General features: G+C 60.2%; 12 protein-coding genes and 1 pseudogene. 9 read left to right on the top strand and 4 right to left on the bottom strand.

Annotated elements, in window-relative coordinates:
* The first annotated feature begins 59 nt into the window (after window positions 1-59).
* The 5 genes from BLIJ_RS09240 (at window position 60) to BLIJ_RS09220 (ending at window position 4,807) form a co-directional block, all read left to right on the top strand.
* Window positions 60-1,250: a tyrosine-type recombinase/integrase gene (locus BLIJ_RS09240; RefSeq protein ID WP_012578076.1), complete on the top strand. Its 1,191-nt coding sequence runs from the start codon at window positions 60-62 to the stop codon at window positions 1,248-1,250.
* Window positions 1,251-1,503: 253 nt separating this feature from the next.
* Window positions 1,504-2,073 (top strand): hypothetical protein, encoded by a 570-nt coding sequence (locus BLIJ_RS09235; protein WP_012578075.1) that lies wholly within the window; start codon window positions 1,504-1,506, stop codon window positions 2,071-2,073.
* Between the two features lie 146 nt (window positions 2,074-2,219).
* Window positions 2,220-3,680 (top strand): L-serine ammonia-lyase, encoded by a 1,461-nt coding sequence (locus BLIJ_RS09230; protein WP_012578074.1) that lies wholly within the window; start codon window positions 2,220-2,222, stop codon window positions 3,678-3,680.
* 141 nt (window positions 3,681-3,821) lie between these two features.
* Entirely contained in the window at window positions 3,822-4,229 is a 408-nt protein-coding gene (locus tag BLIJ_RS09225; protein WP_012578073.1) for an FKBP-type peptidyl-prolyl cis-trans isomerase, read from the top strand.
* A 98-nt stretch (window positions 4,230-4,327) separates the two neighbouring features.
* Window positions 4,328-4,807 (top strand): GreA/GreB family elongation factor, encoded by a 480-nt coding sequence (locus BLIJ_RS09220; protein ID WP_007055115.1) that lies wholly within the window; start codon window positions 4,328-4,330, stop codon window positions 4,805-4,807.
* Between the two features lie 88 nt (window positions 4,808-4,895).
* On the opposite strand, the gene trhA is transcribed toward BLIJ_RS09220, so the two are convergent.
* Entirely contained in the window at window positions 4,896-5,840 is a 945-nt protein-coding gene (gene trhA, locus BLIJ_RS09215) for a PAQR family membrane homeostasis protein TrhA (RefSeq protein ID WP_012578072.1), read from the bottom strand.
* Between the two features lie 162 nt (window positions 5,841-6,002).
* On the opposite strand from trhA, the pseudogene BLIJ_RS09210 reads away from it, so the two are divergent.
* Window positions 6,003-7,490: pseudogene (locus tag BLIJ_RS09210) on the top strand (sensor histidine kinase).
* Window positions 7,491-7,562: 72 nt separating this feature from the next.
* On the opposite strand, the gene BLIJ_RS09205 reads toward BLIJ_RS09210, so the two are convergent.
* From BLIJ_RS09205 to BLIJ_RS15060, 3 genes are all read right to left on the bottom strand, one after another.
* Window positions 7,563-7,841: a WhiB family transcriptional regulator gene (locus tag BLIJ_RS09205; RefSeq protein ID WP_003835265.1), complete on the bottom strand. Its 279-nt coding sequence runs from the start codon at window positions 7,839-7,841 to the stop codon at window positions 7,563-7,565.
* Window positions 7,842-7,954: 113 nt separating this feature from the next.
* Window positions 7,955-9,781, bottom strand: a complete 1,827-nt coding sequence (locus BLIJ_RS09200; RefSeq protein WP_012578070.1) for an FtsK/SpoIIIE domain-containing protein — start codon at window positions 9,779-9,781, stop codon at window positions 7,955-7,957.
* A 169-nt stretch (window positions 9,782-9,950) separates the two neighbouring features.
* A complete protein-coding gene (locus BLIJ_RS15060) occupies window positions 9,951-11,384 on the bottom strand; it encodes an LCP family protein (protein WP_012578069.1) in 1,434 nt (477 codons plus the stop codon).
* Window positions 11,385-11,634: 250 nt separating this feature from the next.
* Here BLIJ_RS15060 and BLIJ_RS09185 point away from each other — a divergent pair, with 250 nt between their 5' ends.
* The 3 genes from BLIJ_RS09185 to BLIJ_RS09175 are packed head-to-tail and all read left to right on the top strand — an operon-like array spanning window position 11,635 to window position 16,611.
* Window positions 11,635-11,934, top strand: a complete 300-nt coding sequence (locus tag BLIJ_RS09185) for a WhiB family transcriptional regulator (RefSeq protein WP_012578068.1) — start codon at window positions 11,635-11,637, stop codon at window positions 11,932-11,934.
* A 43-nt stretch (window positions 11,935-11,977) separates the two neighbouring features.
* A complete protein-coding gene (locus BLIJ_RS09180; RefSeq protein ID WP_012578067.1) occupies window positions 11,978-15,073 on the top strand; it encodes a glycosyltransferase family 2 protein in 3,096 nt (1,031 codons plus the stop codon).
* Window positions 15,070-16,611, top strand: coding sequence for a DUF5719 family protein (locus BLIJ_RS09175; RefSeq protein WP_012578066.1), 1,542 nt, complete (start codon window positions 15,070-15,072; stop codon window positions 16,609-16,611). Before BLIJ_RS09180 ends, BLIJ_RS09175 begins: the two co-directional genes overlap by 4 nt.
* The last annotated feature ends 4 nt before the right edge of the window (window positions 16,612-16,615 follow it).

Below are 16,615 nucleotides of genomic sequence, written 5' to 3'. Positions count from 1 at the left end.
CTTGCTTATCAGAAAGGAGGACGCTTCGTCTTTTATCCTACACGGGGCGAAGCATACCCATGGCGAACGTCACCAGATACAAGACCAGTAAGGGTGAAACCAGATACCGTGTGAGGTATCGCAAGCCGGACGGCACGCAGACTGACAAGCGTGGATTCAAGAGAAAAATCGATGCGGAGAATTGGGCGGCGAAAAGGGTCACCACAGCCAAGGCCGAGGGAACGTACATCGACCCGCAGGCCGGCAAGGCGACGGTGGGGGAGCTGGGGCCCGCCTGGCTGGCCAAGAAGAAGCTCAGCACCAAGCCCAGCCATTACCGTACCCTCGAAGGCGCATGGGAGAAGTGGGTGAAACCGGAATGGGGCAACACCCCGGTATCCGCAGTCACCCGCGAGACGACGCAACAATGGGTCACCGGAATCAGCCAGGGCAAGACCGTCAAGGACGAGCGGGGCAACGAGATAGTGCTCGCCAAACCCCGAAGCGCTAGCGTCGTCCTCCGCGCCCACGGCGTGCTCGCCGGAATATTGGACGACGCGAAGAAAGACCGGCGTATTCCGGACAATCCAGCGAGGGGCATCGAACTGCCACGCAAGCGCAGGAAGAAGCACGTGTATCTCACCGCCGAACAGCTTGACCGGCTGGCAGGCAGCGTCACCCCATGGAGACGAGACCTCGTCCTCGTGCTTGGACTATGCGGCATGCGATGGGGTGAACTCATACCCCTGAGGGTGATGGACGTCGATCTTGAAAAGCATCGTATATATATAGGAGTGAGCGCGCCGATGGTGGGCGGCGTCATCATCCCCGATGACACCAAGACCTACAAGGCCCGCGCCATCATGTACCCGGTCGTGCTGGACCCGATCATGCGCAGACTGTGCGCAGACCGGAAACCCGGCGACCTGTTATTTGAACAGCCGGGACGCGAGGGCATGATGATACGCGAGTGGGGTAATGCGAGCCGCGATGACGGTTGGCTGTCGGTCGGCCTGCGGCGTGCCGGCATACCCGGCCACCTCACAATCCATGACCTGAGGCATACGGCCGCGAGTCTCATGGTCAGAGCGGGCGCGAACGTGAAGGCCGTGCAACGGCAGTTGGGGCACAAGAGCGCGGCCATGACGTTGGACGTGTACGCCGACCTTTTCGATGATGATCTGGACGAGCTGTCGGAGCGCATGGGTGAGATGCTGGCGCGCGAGAATGTGGGCAAAATGTGGGCAAATGAGGTTTCGAGAGCCGCATAATCGAGACGGGAGTAGGTCTAAGCGGCTTTTCTCCGTAGGGTTCGAGTCCCACCGGAGGCACCTTGAAATCGGCCTGTGGCCGATGCGTTTTTTGTGGCTGTGCCGCGGTCTCTCCCCCCAGTCGGCTTCGCCGACGGCCCCCTCGTCAGAGGAGGCTCGCAGCTTACTATGTGGGGAGCTTATAAGGCCGAAACAAAAGGCCGTTAGGCTATGTGGCGTTGTGACGTTGTACCTGATGAAACGAGGAATCCACATGGCTTCACGCTGGACCGATGTCGAACGAGTCGAACAAGGCGCCCTGCCCACCATGCTTGCCCAAGCCGTCATTGCGGGCACTGCGCTCACCGTTGGTGCCATCGCCTGCTCGGGATTCTATCTGTCCATGATCGGCAATGTGGCCGCGCTCCTGCCATGGGCGACTATCGTGATACTGATTGCCGTGGCATTCACCTACATCGTCGGCTTCGCCCTGTTGTGGTGTGCCGAAGCCTTGACCCTGCGTGCCAACGACAAACTCAAGCCATGGCTGTACGGCGTCGTCGGATTAATCGGCTACGGCGTGTGGGGCATGTTCGTGATGAGCACGATGATGAACACGTTGAACCAGCCGCTGAACGGCGTGGTGTTGTCGAACAGCGATGTGATGGCCCTGACCGTCAACTACGCGGTGTTCGGCTTCATCGCCTTCCTGTTGGCACAGGCGTACGCGCCCAAAATCGCCACCAAGAAGGGACTGACCATCGGGCTGATGGTGGTGCAGATCGTATTGGCCATCATCGGCATCATCGTACTGGTTATGATGTTCTCCGCACTGTCTCACTGACTGACTTATCGATCACCGGCACGACGCGCGCGGCCATCACCGCACAAGGCGAAAGCGATTCCGGGCGCTAGGCTGGAATACGATATCGTGATGGCGTGACGCCTGGCAACACCGGCATGCCGAACCAGCAGGGGAGAAGGAGCCAAATGTTCAGTGTGCTTGACATGTTCACCATCGGCGTCGGACCTTCATCCTCGCACACTGTAGGCCCGATGGTCGCGGCACATGCCTTCGCCTCCTCGTTGCAGGCCGACCATTTGGTCGATCGCACCGCACGTGTCAAAATCACGCTTTACGGTTCTCTGGCGCTGACCGGTCTCGGCCACGGCACCGATCGCGCCGCAATGGCCGGGCTCGAAGGCAATCTGCCGGCCACCGTGGATACCGACCACATGATGCACATCCGCGAGACCTGCGCGTTGGACGATACTCTGAACCTTGCCGGCCTCAGACGCATCCATTTCGACTACGACCGCGACGTGGTGTTCGAACAATGGAAGCGCATGGCCGCGCACCCCAATGGCATGCGATTCCAGGCTTTCGACGCCGCCGCAAGCTTGGTCGACGAACAGGTCTGGTATTCCATCGGCGGCGGATTCGTGCGCAAAGGCGCTCCCGAAGACCCGATGATCGGCATTCATGAACGCCCTCCGGAAGGCACCTCCTTTGCCGACGCGGACGAATCATCATCCACTGATTTCGGCGTCGAGGCACCCTACCCGTTCTCGTCATGCACCGAACTGGTGTCGTTGTGCCGGGAACATCATCTCAGCATCGCCGAACTTGTATGGGCCAACGAAACCGCTTCACGCTCGGGCGCCCAGGTCCGATCCGATATTGATGCCATCTGGCGTGTTATGCGCGCCTGTGTGGACCACGGATGCACCTCGGCGGAACCCACATTGCCCGGTGGCCTTGACGTACCCCGCCGCGCGCCGAAAATGTATCGGCGTCTCGCCTTGAATTCCGATGTGCTGCGCCGCGACAGCCGGCGCAAGGACGCCGTGCTCGAATCCTCGGACGCCGCATGGGTGGACCTGTTCGCCTTGGCCGTTTCTGAGGAGAATGCCGGAGGCGGGCGCATCGTAACCGCTCCGACCAACGGTTCCGCCGGCATCATTCCCGCCGTGCTTCACTATTATTGGCATTTCGTGGACAACGCCAATGAACAGGGCGTGGTCACGTTTCTGCTGACCGCCGGTGCCATCGGATACCTGTTCAAACGCAACGCCTCAATTTCCGGTGCGGAAGTCGGTTGCCAGGGCGAAGTCGGCTCGGCCTGTTCGATGGCGGCGGCCGGACTTGCCGCAGTCATGGGCGGCACGCCGGAACAGGTGGAGAATGCTGCTGAGATCGGCATCGAACACAACTTGGGCCTGACTTGCGATCCGGTGGGCGGACTGGTGCAGATTCCATGCATCGAACGCAACGCCATGGCCGCCAACACCGCCATCAACGCCGTGCGTATGGCCATGCTCGGCGACGGCTCACACATCGTGACCCTCGATCAGGCCATCGAAACCATGAAGCAGACCGGTGAAGACATGATGGCCAAATACAAGGAGACCTCCAAGGGCGGGCTTGCCGTCAATGTCGTCGAATGCTGATTGACATGTCTGGTATTCACCAGCATGATGATCGGAATTGACGTATACGGCCGGCGTGTCGTATCGCACAGGGATGAAGGACTACCGCCGATTCGCCGATGGTGCTAAGGTAGGGCGCATTGTGTCTTTGAAGGAGGACTAATGGCAGATCAGATGCCTCAGGTGAACGCCGAATACGGCACCACGCCCGTTATCGAGTTCCCGACGCCCGAAGCCCCGAAGGGCCTCAAGGTTGTGGAGCTGACCGAGGGCGACGGCCCTATCGTGCGTCGCGGCGACACCGTCACCGTGAACTATCACGGCGTGGTGTGGGGTAAGGACACCCCATTCGACTCCAGCTTCGACCGTCATCAGCCCGCCAGCTTCGGCATCGGCGTGGGACAGGTCATCAAGGGCTGGGACCAGACCGTGCCGGGCCATAACGTGGGTTCGCGTCTGGTGGTTTCCATTCCGCCGGAATACGGCTACGGTTCCCGCGGCATCCCGCAGGCCGGCATCGGCGGCGAGGACACGCTGGTGTTCGTCATCGACATCATTTCCACCCGCTGACCACAGGTCAGCACATGACGAACGCCGGGGTCATAGCCGGCGTTTTGTCATAAATAACGAAGATTGTTTCAGCATCGACAACGGTTCAGGAGGACGATATGGCTGAGGACAAGGTCTACCTGCTGACGCAGGAAGCATACAACAAGATGAAGGAAGAGCTCGCCCATCGTGAAGGTGAGCTGCGTGAGGAAATCGCGCACAAGATCGCCGTGGCGCGTGCCGAGGGCGACTTGTCCGAGAACGGCGGCTACCAGGCCGCCCGTGAGGCGCAGAGCAAGAACGAGGGCCGCATCACCGAGCTCACCGTCAAGCTGCGCGATTCCAAGATCATCGAGAATGCTCCGGAAGGCACCGTGGGCGAGGGCTCTGTGGTGACCATCGAGCTCAACGGCAACGAGATGACCTACGTGCTCGGCAGCCGTGACATCGTGGCCGGCACCGACTACGACATCATGACCCCGGATTCCCCGATTGGCAAGGCTATCGAGGGTGCCAAGGTGGGCGACGTCGTCTCCTACACCGCACCGAACGGCCGCGAGCTGTCCGTGACGGTCAAGGCCGCCAAGCCGCTGGCCTGACGTCGTCTCAACGCGAGGGAGGGGTTCCGGACGATTCCGGAACCCCTCCCCGTTCGTTGGCCCGGCACCGTCGCCGGGCCTGGAGACGTCAATGCCACAGTGAGATGATCACCATGTAGATGGCCACCATATGGCAGGCATATCCGGCCACCGTTCCGCAGTGGAAAATCTCATGGAAGCCGAAGACGCGAGGCCAAGGGTCGGGCTTGCGCAAGGCGTAGACGATGGCGCCGAGGATGTAGCAGACGCCGCCGGCGCACAGCAGCGCCACCACGGCTGGCCCCGCATACGGCGACTTCCAGAACAGCACCATATAGGCCAGGCCGTAGATGCCGAAGATGATGTACACCACCGTATACAACCAGCGTGGCGCGTTGATCCAGATCACGTGAATCACGATGGCGATGGCCGTGCACGCCCACATCGATATGATGATCACATTGCGCCAGAACGGTTCCAGTGCAAACGAGACCGGGGTATACGTGCCGGCAATGAGCAGGAAGATGTTGACATGATCGATACGCCGCAGCACATCGGTGACGCGCGGGCTCCAATCGCCCAGATGGTAGCAGGCCGAATTGGTGAACAGAATCAGAGACGCTGTCATGAACACGGCACACGCCCACTTCAGACTCGCGCCATGTGCCAGGCATATAAGCACGATGCCTGCCGCCAATGACAGGGGAGCGGCAATCGCGTGAATCCAGCCGCGCATCAACGGCTTTGGCCGTCCGTGCACGTCGAGACGAATCCTGCGTTCCACTTCCGCAGGGGCAATGCCCTCGATTTTCAGCGCACGGTTCTCCGCTTTGGCGAGCGTGCGTCGGGCGCGCTCCTCGGCTGCGGCCCGTATGGACGCGGCCTTGAACCGGGCTTTGGCCCGTATCGTATCCGCCTTGGCCCGCGTCGCCTGTTCGAGCGCCTGCTCGGCCGCCTGGCGCTTGGATTCGATGGCGGCGTCCGGCGTGGCCGTCGAATCGTCGCGAGTGTCATGGCGCATCGTTGCCGTTGCGTCGTCATCCGCTGATGCCATGATGGTTCCCCCGTTTCACGAGTTGGCGATACGTTGCTTACGCTGCCGTAACCTACGTCAGCGTAACATCTATGCTGGTCAACGATGCGGACGCCGATGTGGACACCGCGCTTCTTCCTCGCCGTCGGGCGATGCGACGTCGCATCTGCGTATGATAGGGATATGGCTGATTTTTCACATATCCTTGCAACGCGCCCCGACTTCGACGACGAGGACCGCGAGTGGCTGCATCATCTTGTCGCCGATTGGCAGGTGATCGCCGATTTGAGCTTCGCCGATCTACTGCTGCTGGTACAGAATGGCGATGGTAAATACGTGGTGGCCGAGCAATGCCGTCCATCCACCGTGATGACGCTGCGGGCGGAAGACGTGGTGGGAAACGTCATGCCGGACGACATGGTCGGCGAATTGGACGCCGCCATGCTCTCCAGCGTGGTGTTCCGCTCCACGGTATTGAGAACCGTGGGCAAGTCGACCGTCTGCAACGTGTACGCGCCGGTTCGGCACAATGGCAAGACCTTGGGCTTGGTCGTGCGTGAGACCAATATGGCCACACGAGAATCCAACGGCCGATATGAGTCGGAAAGCATCAATGCCGGCAAGCAGCTGTACGAGATGATTCCGCGAGGCCAATTCCCCTACAAGGATTCGGTGATGAGCCAACGCCATATCGCTCGCGTGGCGGACGGCTTCATCATCCTGACCATGGACGGCGTGGTTCGATACGCAGCCCCGAACGCCATCAGCTGCTTTAGGCGTCTCGGTCTGCTGACCACCATGCCTGGCCATTACCTCAGCGAACTTGGCACACAGCTGCTGAAGGAGAACGACCCCGTTCCGGAAACCCTGCCGTTGGTGCTGACCGGCAAGGCCGCGGTGGACTCCGAACTTGACGCCAACCGTTCCGCCGTTTCGATGCGCTCGCTGCCCTTGTATGACAACAACGGCCGTATCGGAGCGATTCTGCTATGCCGTGACGTCACCGAGCTACGCCGCCGAGAGCAGGAGCTGCAGACCAAGGACGCCACGATTTCCGAGATTCACCATCGTGTCAAGAACAACCTGCAGGCCGTCTCTGCGCTACTGAGGCTTCAGGCTCGTAAGACCAAGTCGGATGAGGTCAAGAAGGAATTGCAGGAGGCGCAACGCCGCGTGCAGACCATCGCCATGGTGCATGAGGGATTGAGCCAGACCGCCGACGAAGTCGTCGACTTCGACAAGGTAATCGCCAACCTGCTGCGCATGGCCGTGGACTTGGCCACGATGAAAGACCAGCATATCGATATCAACTACATGGGCAAGTTCGGCATGATGCCCGCTCAGGATGCCACGCCGCTGTCCCTCGTGCTGACCGAGCTCATCACCAATTCGGTGGAGCATGGGTTCGAAGGCCGCAAGGATGGCCATATCACGATTTCCGTGGGCCGCTCCGGCCCGAACCTCAATGTGGTGGTCGAGGACGACGGTTCCGGTCTCGGCTCCGAAGAGCAGGGTGGATTGGCTCGTTCTTCCGGTTCCGGTTTGGGCACGCAGATCATCAACACCTTCGTGACCAATGATTTCGGTGGTTCCGTGCATTGAGAGCCGCGCCGCGAAGGCGGCACCCGTGTGGTGCTCGATATGAAGCTCAGGGCTGCTCAGGACGAGTGACGAGAAGCCCGAAATGAGGAAACCCTCCCGAGTGGGAGGGTTTCCTAGTATAACGAAGAAATAATCAAAACATCAGATTTGCATCTGCATGGCCTGAGAACGGCGGGCGCGCATGGCGCGGCGCTTCAGCGCACGACGCTCGTCTTCGCTCAAGCCGCCCCACACGCCGTAATCCTGATTGGTGTCCAGTGCGCACTTCAGGCATGCGTCAATCACCTTGCAGGTGCGGCACACGGCCTTGGCCTCCTCAATCTGCTGATAAGCTGCACCGGTGTTGCCCACCGGGAAGAAGAGTTCCGGATCCTTGTCGCGACATGCGGCCTTGGCTCGCCAATCAAAAGCGCTGCTCATTGCTTGCCTCCCTTAAAAGCCCCGTGACTGGTGTTGTTCCTTAAGTCCAGTACCAAGGTAACCACGAACCGTGGTGATTTTCAAGAGGTTTCGCCGAGAAAAAACCGAAGTTCTCACGAAGCGCACTGCACCAGACATGCCGATGTGCCCTCGATGAGCACGGCCCGGCCCGCGTTGTCGGCATCGATAAGATTCATCGTATCCAATAGGCGAGCGGGGATTCCAGCCATAAGATCGGATGTTCTCTCCCCGCACGGGAACACGATTCTGGTATTGCAATGCTCCGGTATGCGTATCGGTCGAATCGTGCTGACGGCGAATACCACGCTGACGGACTCATCAGCCAACGCATGCGTGAAAGACAGCGCCTGTTCGTCGGTGCGGAATGGATCGAACAATTCATCGGCATCGTCGACAAACCACACGATATGCGGAGGCGGTGGTGCATCCGAGCTGGCATACGGCATGCGACGGCCGCTATGAAGCCATTGCGAGCTCCATACCCGGCGATGCGGGGAACTGACACGTACCGCCAACCCATCGGCCATGCTGGCGTGTCGAGCCAATGTTTCCAGCAACGTGGTTTTGCCACGCCCCTGCGGGCCGATGACGCCGATATTGCCGCCGATGAGGGATACTGTCGCCTCTCGCAGATTGATGCCATCATCGGCAAGTCCAAATCGAATGCGTTGCGGTGCGTGATCGGCCACAGTCCGGTCTTTTACGTGCCGGGGGAGTGGCGCGGTAAACAGGGGCGGTTGCGGCGGGCTTGCGACGAACCGCGATGCGAACGCGATCTGGCGGCACACCGCATCGATATCGCGTGCCGTTGCACAGCGGAATGCCGTCACCTGTTCGGAATCGTTGCAGAACGCCGCACCGGGCATTGCCGGACTGAGGTCGGCGGCACGACCATCGCCAAGCAGCTCGCATGATTGCAGACGGTCCCGAACCCGTAAGCAAATGCTGACGGACATATTCGCCTTCATATCGGCGCTGACCTGGCCCATGGGATTCTGCGTACAGGCGATCAGGTACATGCCCAGCGACCTGCCGAGCGAGGCAATACGCACCAGACGATTCACATAATCCGGGAGCTGGTCCTTCAGAGCATGGAATTCGTCAATGACCACGATCAGGCGCGGTGGCGGATTGACCATATCGCGGATATCGGAAGCACGGATAGCGGCGGACAGCTGCTCACGGCGTGTCAGTTCGGCTTCCAACGCACGCAACGCGCGTACGGCATGCGCCAGATCCAGATCGCATACGCTGCCCACGGTATGAGGCAGCCGTTCGAGTTTACGGAACGCGGAACCGCCTTTGAAGTCCAAAAACACGAAATTCAGATGTTCGGGCCCGTTCATCGAGGCGAGCGCCAGACACCAGCTTTGCAGCAACACGGATTTGCCGGAACCGGTGGTGCCGGCCACCAAGGCATGTGGTCCCTGACGGTTCAGGTCGAGCATCAGCGGCTCGCTTCCGGTCATGCCAATCGGCACCGCAAGGTCAAGGGGCTCAAGCCAGTGGCCCACAATGGTGCGCCATGGCAGGTGTGTGAAGTGCAGCAGCGATTCTATCGACTGCGACGGCGCATGACGGAGGTCTGCGGCGCGGTCATCGGCGTCGTCCGCGATACCGACATCGATCGTTGCCTGTTGCGGGGCGGGAGCCTTCTCCGGACCCGGAGACGAGGGGAGCGTCAGCAGCAGGGACACGAGACAGGCAAATATGCCTGGCATGATCATGGCGGCGAACAGCCATTGCCCGTGCAACAGCAGTATGACCATCATCAGTGCCTGCGCGATCATCGGGCACGCCGCGGCAAGCATGGCCAGGCGGGCGCGCAATGGCGGCGCGCCCAAACGGTGCTTCGCCCGGGATACGGCGGATGCCGTATGGGCGGAATGTCGCTTCGAATCGTTCTGCTGTGATGTCATGCTTCCAGCGTGGGGGAGCGCGTGCCGAAAGCGCAAGTCGAATCAAGGTATGTGGTTCCAGCTTGCCGAGTTATCCACATGACATCTTGCCAGTGCATGATTGGCTGCGTGGGCAACGGCGGCGATCATGCGCCGACGATGAAGCCGATGGGCTCCGGGAAAGCGTCGGTCAGCCTTCCGCCAGATTGCCCACGGCGCCGGCCTTATGCGTGCCGTCGGCAATCTGGCGGAACAGTTCGGTGTTCCTGGCGTCATCGAGCAGCACCGAGGAGCCAACGCCATCAACGTAATAATCTGGGTCGGACCAGTACACGCTGCCGGAGATGCCATTCGAGCCGGTGGCGCTTTTGAACGCCAACGCCATGGTGAGCAACGTGTAAGGGTTGGTCTTCTCGTCCACGGTGAGTGCGCTCATCGCGGCATTGGACACTGCCACGACTTTGGACGGATTGGTCAGGGTCCCACTGCTGGAAGCCTTCTTGACGATGGCCGAGATGACCTGCCGCTGACGTTCGTTGCGCCCGAAGTCTCCTCGCGCGTCGGCGTATCGCATACGAGAGAAGGACAATGCGGTGGAACCATCCGCCGTATGGCATCCCGCCTTCCAGTTCAGTCCGGAATAGGAATCCTGAACATCCTCGTCATAGCACAGTTCGATACCGCCCAAGGCGTTCACCACGTTCTGCAGACCGCCGAACTTGATCTGCGCCACATGATCGATTTTCTGGCCGGTGATTTGCTCGACGTTGCTTATCAAAGCCTTCTTGCCCGCAATCTGCGCCACCGCATTGATTTTCATGTACTGGTTATCGACGTTCATGAGCGAATCGCGGGGAATGGAAATCAACGAACTCGGCCCGCTTTTGGGCTTGATCAGCACCAGAATCGTATCGGTCCTGAAGCCAGAGATATCGTCCACGCCGCCGTAATCGGTGGAACCGTCACGCTCATCGGAGCCAAGAATCAGCCAGGTCGAGGCCGGCGTGTTGGGGGTGTCGGTCAGCCAGTCGCTCCGATTCAGTTTGCTGTCCACCCATTGCCAGGCGCCGAAAACGGAAAGAATCAACGCCGCCACCAGCACCGCAATCGCGCATAAGATGATGCGCAAGGCGCGCGGCCGGTGTGCCGTTACCGTTTTCGCCGTTGCCGCCGCCGGCCGGCCAATATGGCTGAACTTCGTGGACACGTTTGCTGCTGGCGATGAGGGCCGGGAAACCGGCATATCCGACGGATTGCGCACGGCGTTGCGGGATGAGCCGGAAGACATCCGCGCTCGCGACGGCGGAATACTGCGCGGCGCGGCGGCATCCGGAGCCGCGCTGCGAGTGGCACGTCCGGTTTTCGGAGAAAAACTGGGCGGAGTCCGCCTGCCGTTGTCCGCGGCATTGGTGCTTGCCTTGGCATTGGCGTTCGGTTGGAGCTCTTCTACGTTATTTCCCATGACAGACAGACGGTCCGATGGAGCCTGCCCTGACTGACGCGAGGCGCGGGCAGGGGCGAAGGAGCGTGGCACCTGCCCGGAAGGCCGGGGGCGTCGATTTCCCGCAGGAATGAAGCTTGGCGGGTTGATATGCGGATCTGCCCCACCTGATTCCTGCGTCATAACCCCTCCTGAAACTGTCGATTGTCTGAATGACACTTTGACACAGCATCCGCCGGGTGTTCCTGCGCTATGGTGTTCCTGCGCAGGAACGGCACAATATCATGTGCAACGGCGTCAGGGCATCGCGTTCACGCCATAGCACACAGTTCCATAAAAATGATGTAATGACACGAGAAAGAATTTGACAAAACCGAAATTGCATGTGTGTAATTTAGTCCGTATGAAAAGCTCAATAGGCAAGGAGAATCGCATGTGGGGTGTGGTCGACGATTCAGCCGAAGAGCCATGGCATGAATTGTGGGGACTATTCCGACCTGATGGCGATGTATCTTGGCAGCACAAGGCGTTGTGCGCGCAAACCGATCCGGAGGCGTTCTTCCCGGAAAAGGGAGGCTCGACCCGTGATGCCAAACGTGTGTGCGCAAAATGCGAAGTGCGTGAGCAATGCCTGAAATGGGCCATCGATCATGATGAGCGGTTCGGTATTTGGGGTGGCATGAGCGAGCGCGAACGTCGCCGATATAAGCGAGAGCACCGAGAGCAGGCGTAGTTCCACACACCCCCTTCAAGTCTGGTGCGTACACTGGGAATTTATGAGTCCGACAGGTAATAGCGATATTCATGAGGCGTTGGCTGACGCCATGTCTTCTCGACCGTATACGCATAGGCAGGATGTGGATACCGGCATTACGGCTGTGATCACCGTTGAGGAGGATATGCGTTTCCTCCGGTCTACATTGCGTTCGGTATTGACACAGAATGTTCTCCCGGGAGTTGTCATCATCGCCGACGCGGCCGGACGCACCAGTTCGAGGATAACCACCTCGTTCGAGGTCATCCCCTCGCCGTCGGGGCCGGTGATGGAGGTGCCGCAGTCCAAGCATGTGACCATTCACATCGTCTCGGCCAAGGGTGCACGCTCCTTCGGTGATGCGGCCAGCCGGGCATTGGACCGTGCCGATCTGGATGATGTTCCCCGCGCATTGTGGCTGCTCCATGATGATTCCCGCCCCTCGGATGCCTCATGCCTTGAACGATTGCTTGAGGCATGGCGCAATACGCCGGGTGCCAGTGTGCTTGGATGCAAGCAGTGCGATTGGGAAGGCTCCCATCTGCATGATGTCGGTATGTATGCGGGTCTCCACGCCGTGCACTCCCTGGTGGTCGATGGAGAACCCGATCAGGAGCAGTATGACGGGCGGCAGGATGTGTTTGCGGTGTCGCTGGCGGGCGCGCTGGTGTCCATGTCGCAATTCACGCGACTGCGGGGCATCAATGCCTGGCTGACCACCTACAGCGAATCGGTTGATTTCTGCCGCCGCGTCTGCCTGAGCGGCGGACGCGTGGTGGTTGTCCCGCAAGCGGAGATATCACATCGTCGTGCACGGTATGAAGGCATTCGTACGCGAGGCGGGGAGCCGCTTAAAGACGATCACACGGTCAATCATGCAATGACGGTGCATCGTTCCCAACAGCGGTATCTGTACACGGATCTGGCCATGTCGTCCTGGTTTATCGTCTGGCTGTGGAGGCTGCTCCGCAGTTTTGGCATGGCCATAGCCATGATGTTCGGCAAGAAGCCGTATGAAGCATGGGTGCAATTGTGCCTGCCATGGCTGGCTTTGGCCGATATCGCGGGAAACATGAAATCACGCAGGCTGGTGGCCAGACAGTCGAAGGTCACCGCGTCGTCCCTGCAGGTCTTGTTCGCCGACAGTCGGCAGATCAAGCAGTTCCACGATCGTCGGGACGCATTCCAATCCCAGCAGGACAGAGTGCTGCTCAGTCCGCTGGAACGTGCCCATCTACGGATACGCACCATATATCGCTGGAGTGCGGCCGTGGTGATGGCGCTGGTGTGCTTTGCGGCCATCGCGGTGATGTATTGGCCGGTGTTCCGTTCGATATTCTCCGGCGGATCGTTGTATTCCGATGTGTTGCTTCCCACCGGTGCCAGCTTCACGCAACTGGTGCAGTCCGCCACCACGCCGTGGGTGTTTGGCAGCGGCACCGGCATTCCTGCGCCGCCCATGCCGTGGCTGCTGGTGCTGATGCTGGCCTCGCTGGTCACGCTCGGCCATGTGCCCGCCGCTTTGGCGATGATACTGTTTGTGGCCGCGCCGCTGAGCGCATTGTCGTTCTGGGCGCTGGCGGGCGTATTCACCCGCTCGGACGTGGTTCGTGTGCTGGGAGGACTGCTGTGGGCATCCACCGGCATTATGTTCGGCTGGTATGCGCAGGCCAATATGCCGATGCTCACCGTAATGGTGTTCCTGCCGGCCGCGTTCGCATTCGTGTTCCGTGCCGTGGGCATGTACCATACCGAAGACCCGCTCAAACCGCGCACATCCGTTCAGGCCGCGGCCATCGCCGCACTGTGCTTCATCCCTGTGGTGGCCGCCGAACCGCAGCTGCTGTTCGCGCTGATCGTAGTGTTCCTGATGTTCCTGCTATTCGTGCGTCGCAAGCGCGCCATGCTGTTGCTTATTCCGGTTCCTGCCGCCTTTGCGGTGGCTCCTACGCTCGTCAATGCGGTGCGTTACGCCGGTTTGGGCATGTGGCGTCAACTGTTCGGCGACATCACGGTGCCAACGTCATCCGCCAACGGGTCGCCGGCGTCGCTGAGTCTGCTTGAGGCCGTACAGCGTGCGCTGGGATGGCGAATGGGGTCGACCGATTATGCCGATTTGGCGGTCACTGTGCTGTTTGGCGTCATCACGCTGCTCGCTCTTGCTTCGCTGGTGCTGCCGTTCGCGTTGCGGACCTCGCGACTGATGTGGGTGGTAATCGTCTGCGGAGGCGCGCTCGCCCTGGTCTCCAGCCGTGTGGCCATAACCGTGGATGCCGATGGTGTCGTGGCCGGTTCCGCGCAGCCGGGCATCGCGATGATGATATTGGGCTTCCTTGCCTGCGTGTGTCTCGTCGCCGGTGGGGCGGTGAAGCGATTCCAACCGTTGCATGCGTCTGGCAGTGATCCCGCACCGAAAAGGGACCGTCTGCATGTGCTCATCGTGTCTGGCCGTGTGGTGCTTGCTCTGATACTGGTGTGCTGCATTGGCATCCAATGCATGTATGGCATCGAACGTCATAAGGATGCGGGACTGGGCGTGTCCGAAAACGGCCTGCCCATGGTCACCACCGATTATCTGGAGGCCAGTGCCGATCATCGTGTGCTTGCCGTGAGCGCGGAGACCCGCAACATCGTCAACTATGCGGTGATGCGCACCTCGCGCGGCGATCTGATCGACAGCTCTCCGGTCCAGCGGGCGCGCCTGCTGTCCGGCAAGCATGATGCGGTTGACGAACAGCTGGCCCAGGCCTGTGCCTCGCTGCTGTCCAATCCCGACGAAGAGGCTATCGCGGCCATCAGCGCGCTTGGATTCGGCGGCATCTACGTGGTTCCCGAGACCGGCGATTCCTCGAACGACATGCCGTATGAACAGTTGAGCGCGAATATCGCCGCATCGAACGGCACCCAGTCCCTGGTATCCACGGATAGCGGCAGCTACTATCGTCTGACGCTGCGCAGCAGCGCCTCACAGAAGGTGGATACCTCATGGCAGCAACGTGCACAGCATAGTGTCTGGAGGCACGCCTGGCTGATATGCCTAGGTGTGATCACGGCGTTGTACTGCTTGGTCGCCATGCCTCGCAGACGACCGTCCTACGGATTGGAGGAGCAGGCATGAGCAACACAACTTCTGGTTTCAAACGTGCGATCGGCATCGTGCTCGGTGTGATCACCATGCTGGTGTTGGTTGCGCTGTTCGTCGTTCTCGTCATGGCCCCTATCCCCAATATCTGGGTGGATAAGGTGGCCGCTTCCGATAATGCCATCGACCAGACCGTTAGTCCGACCCAGTCCGAAACCTACTGCCCGGCACCTGTCGGATTGGCCGATACCGGCACGTACGGCGACAGCGCCTTCCAGGCCACTGTCGGCAATCTGAGCACACAGGCGCGCTATGCGGCGTTCGGCTCCGTCTACAGCGCCACTGTCTCGGCGATCGGGCAAAAGTCCAGTTCAGATGACGTAACTTTGAAAGACGCCGATCCGACCGACGATTCCTCGGTGAAAACCGGTGCTCAGAAGATCAATCAGGGAGCTCGCCTGATCAATACCCGTATGCTGCAGGCCGCAACCGGCACCGGCGCCGTCGGCACCATCGCATCATGGGCCGATGACGGCGATGTGAGAGGCGTATCGGCGGCATCCTGCGTATCGACCTCGCTCAGCCAGTCGTTCCTGCTCTCCGGCGGCACGACCGGTACCACACAGCAGCTCATCGTCTCGAATCCCTCCACCAAGCCGACCACCGTCGACATTGCCGTCTGGGGTTCCGAGACAGCCGGGAAGATGGCATTGTCCACCCAATCCACGCTGTCTGTGCCAGCCGAGGGGGAGTCATCGATGGAACTGTCCGCCGCGGTCGATGGGCAGCATGGTCTGTTCGTGACCGTTTCCAGCAAGGAGACTCCTATCGCGTCCGTGGTACGTACGGTGACCATGGATGGTCTGACACCGAAGGGTTCTGATTTCGCGCTGCCGCTGCCGACCGCATCCAATGCATCGGTGGCGCCGTCCATCACTGCCGGCGATGCGGTCACCGCTTATCTGTTCGCCAAGGCAGACACCAGCACCGGGCTGTCATGGATTACCGACAAAGGCTTGGTTCCCGCCAAAGATGTCACCGTCACTGCCGATAAAGTGACGGCGATCGACTTGGGAGAGGCTCCTGATGGGGCGTTGGGCGTGATGTCCACCGCAGAGGATGCCGTGTCGTTCTCCGTCAAGGCCACACGCTCCGGTGACTCCGGCCAAGCCGATTTCGCATTGGTCAATGCCGGCGAGCCATCCGAATTCTCGGGGTTGGCCCTTCCCGACGGAGTAAAGGCCTCCATCACGCTGGCCAATACGTCCAATGCGCGCAGGACGGTCACCTTGCACGCCTACGATGATGCCGGTGCTTCGGTAACCTCCAAGGAAATCACACTGGATGCGAACGCAGCGCAAACGATTGAGACCGGCAAACTTTCCGGCGATCATGGCACCGCGGTCGTGCTGATGTTGGAGGACTCATCCAAGAAAGTGGGCTGGGGAGCGCGGTTCAGTCACGATTCGTTGCAAGACAAGGACATCGCCGGATTGTCTGTCGTCGACGCTTCAACGCTGATGCCCGCCACGGTTCATGTCTGGGCTCGGAATGATTCCTCCATCGTCAAGTAGAAGG

This window comes from Bifidobacterium longum subsp. infantis ATCC 15697 = JCM 1222 = DSM 20088, from assembly GCF_000269965.1.
In the GTDB taxonomy this organism is placed as follows: Bacteria; Actinomycetota; Actinomycetes; order Actinomycetales; family Bifidobacteriaceae; genus Bifidobacterium; species Bifidobacterium infantis.
This window is presented reverse-complemented; position numbering and strand designations above follow the sequence as displayed.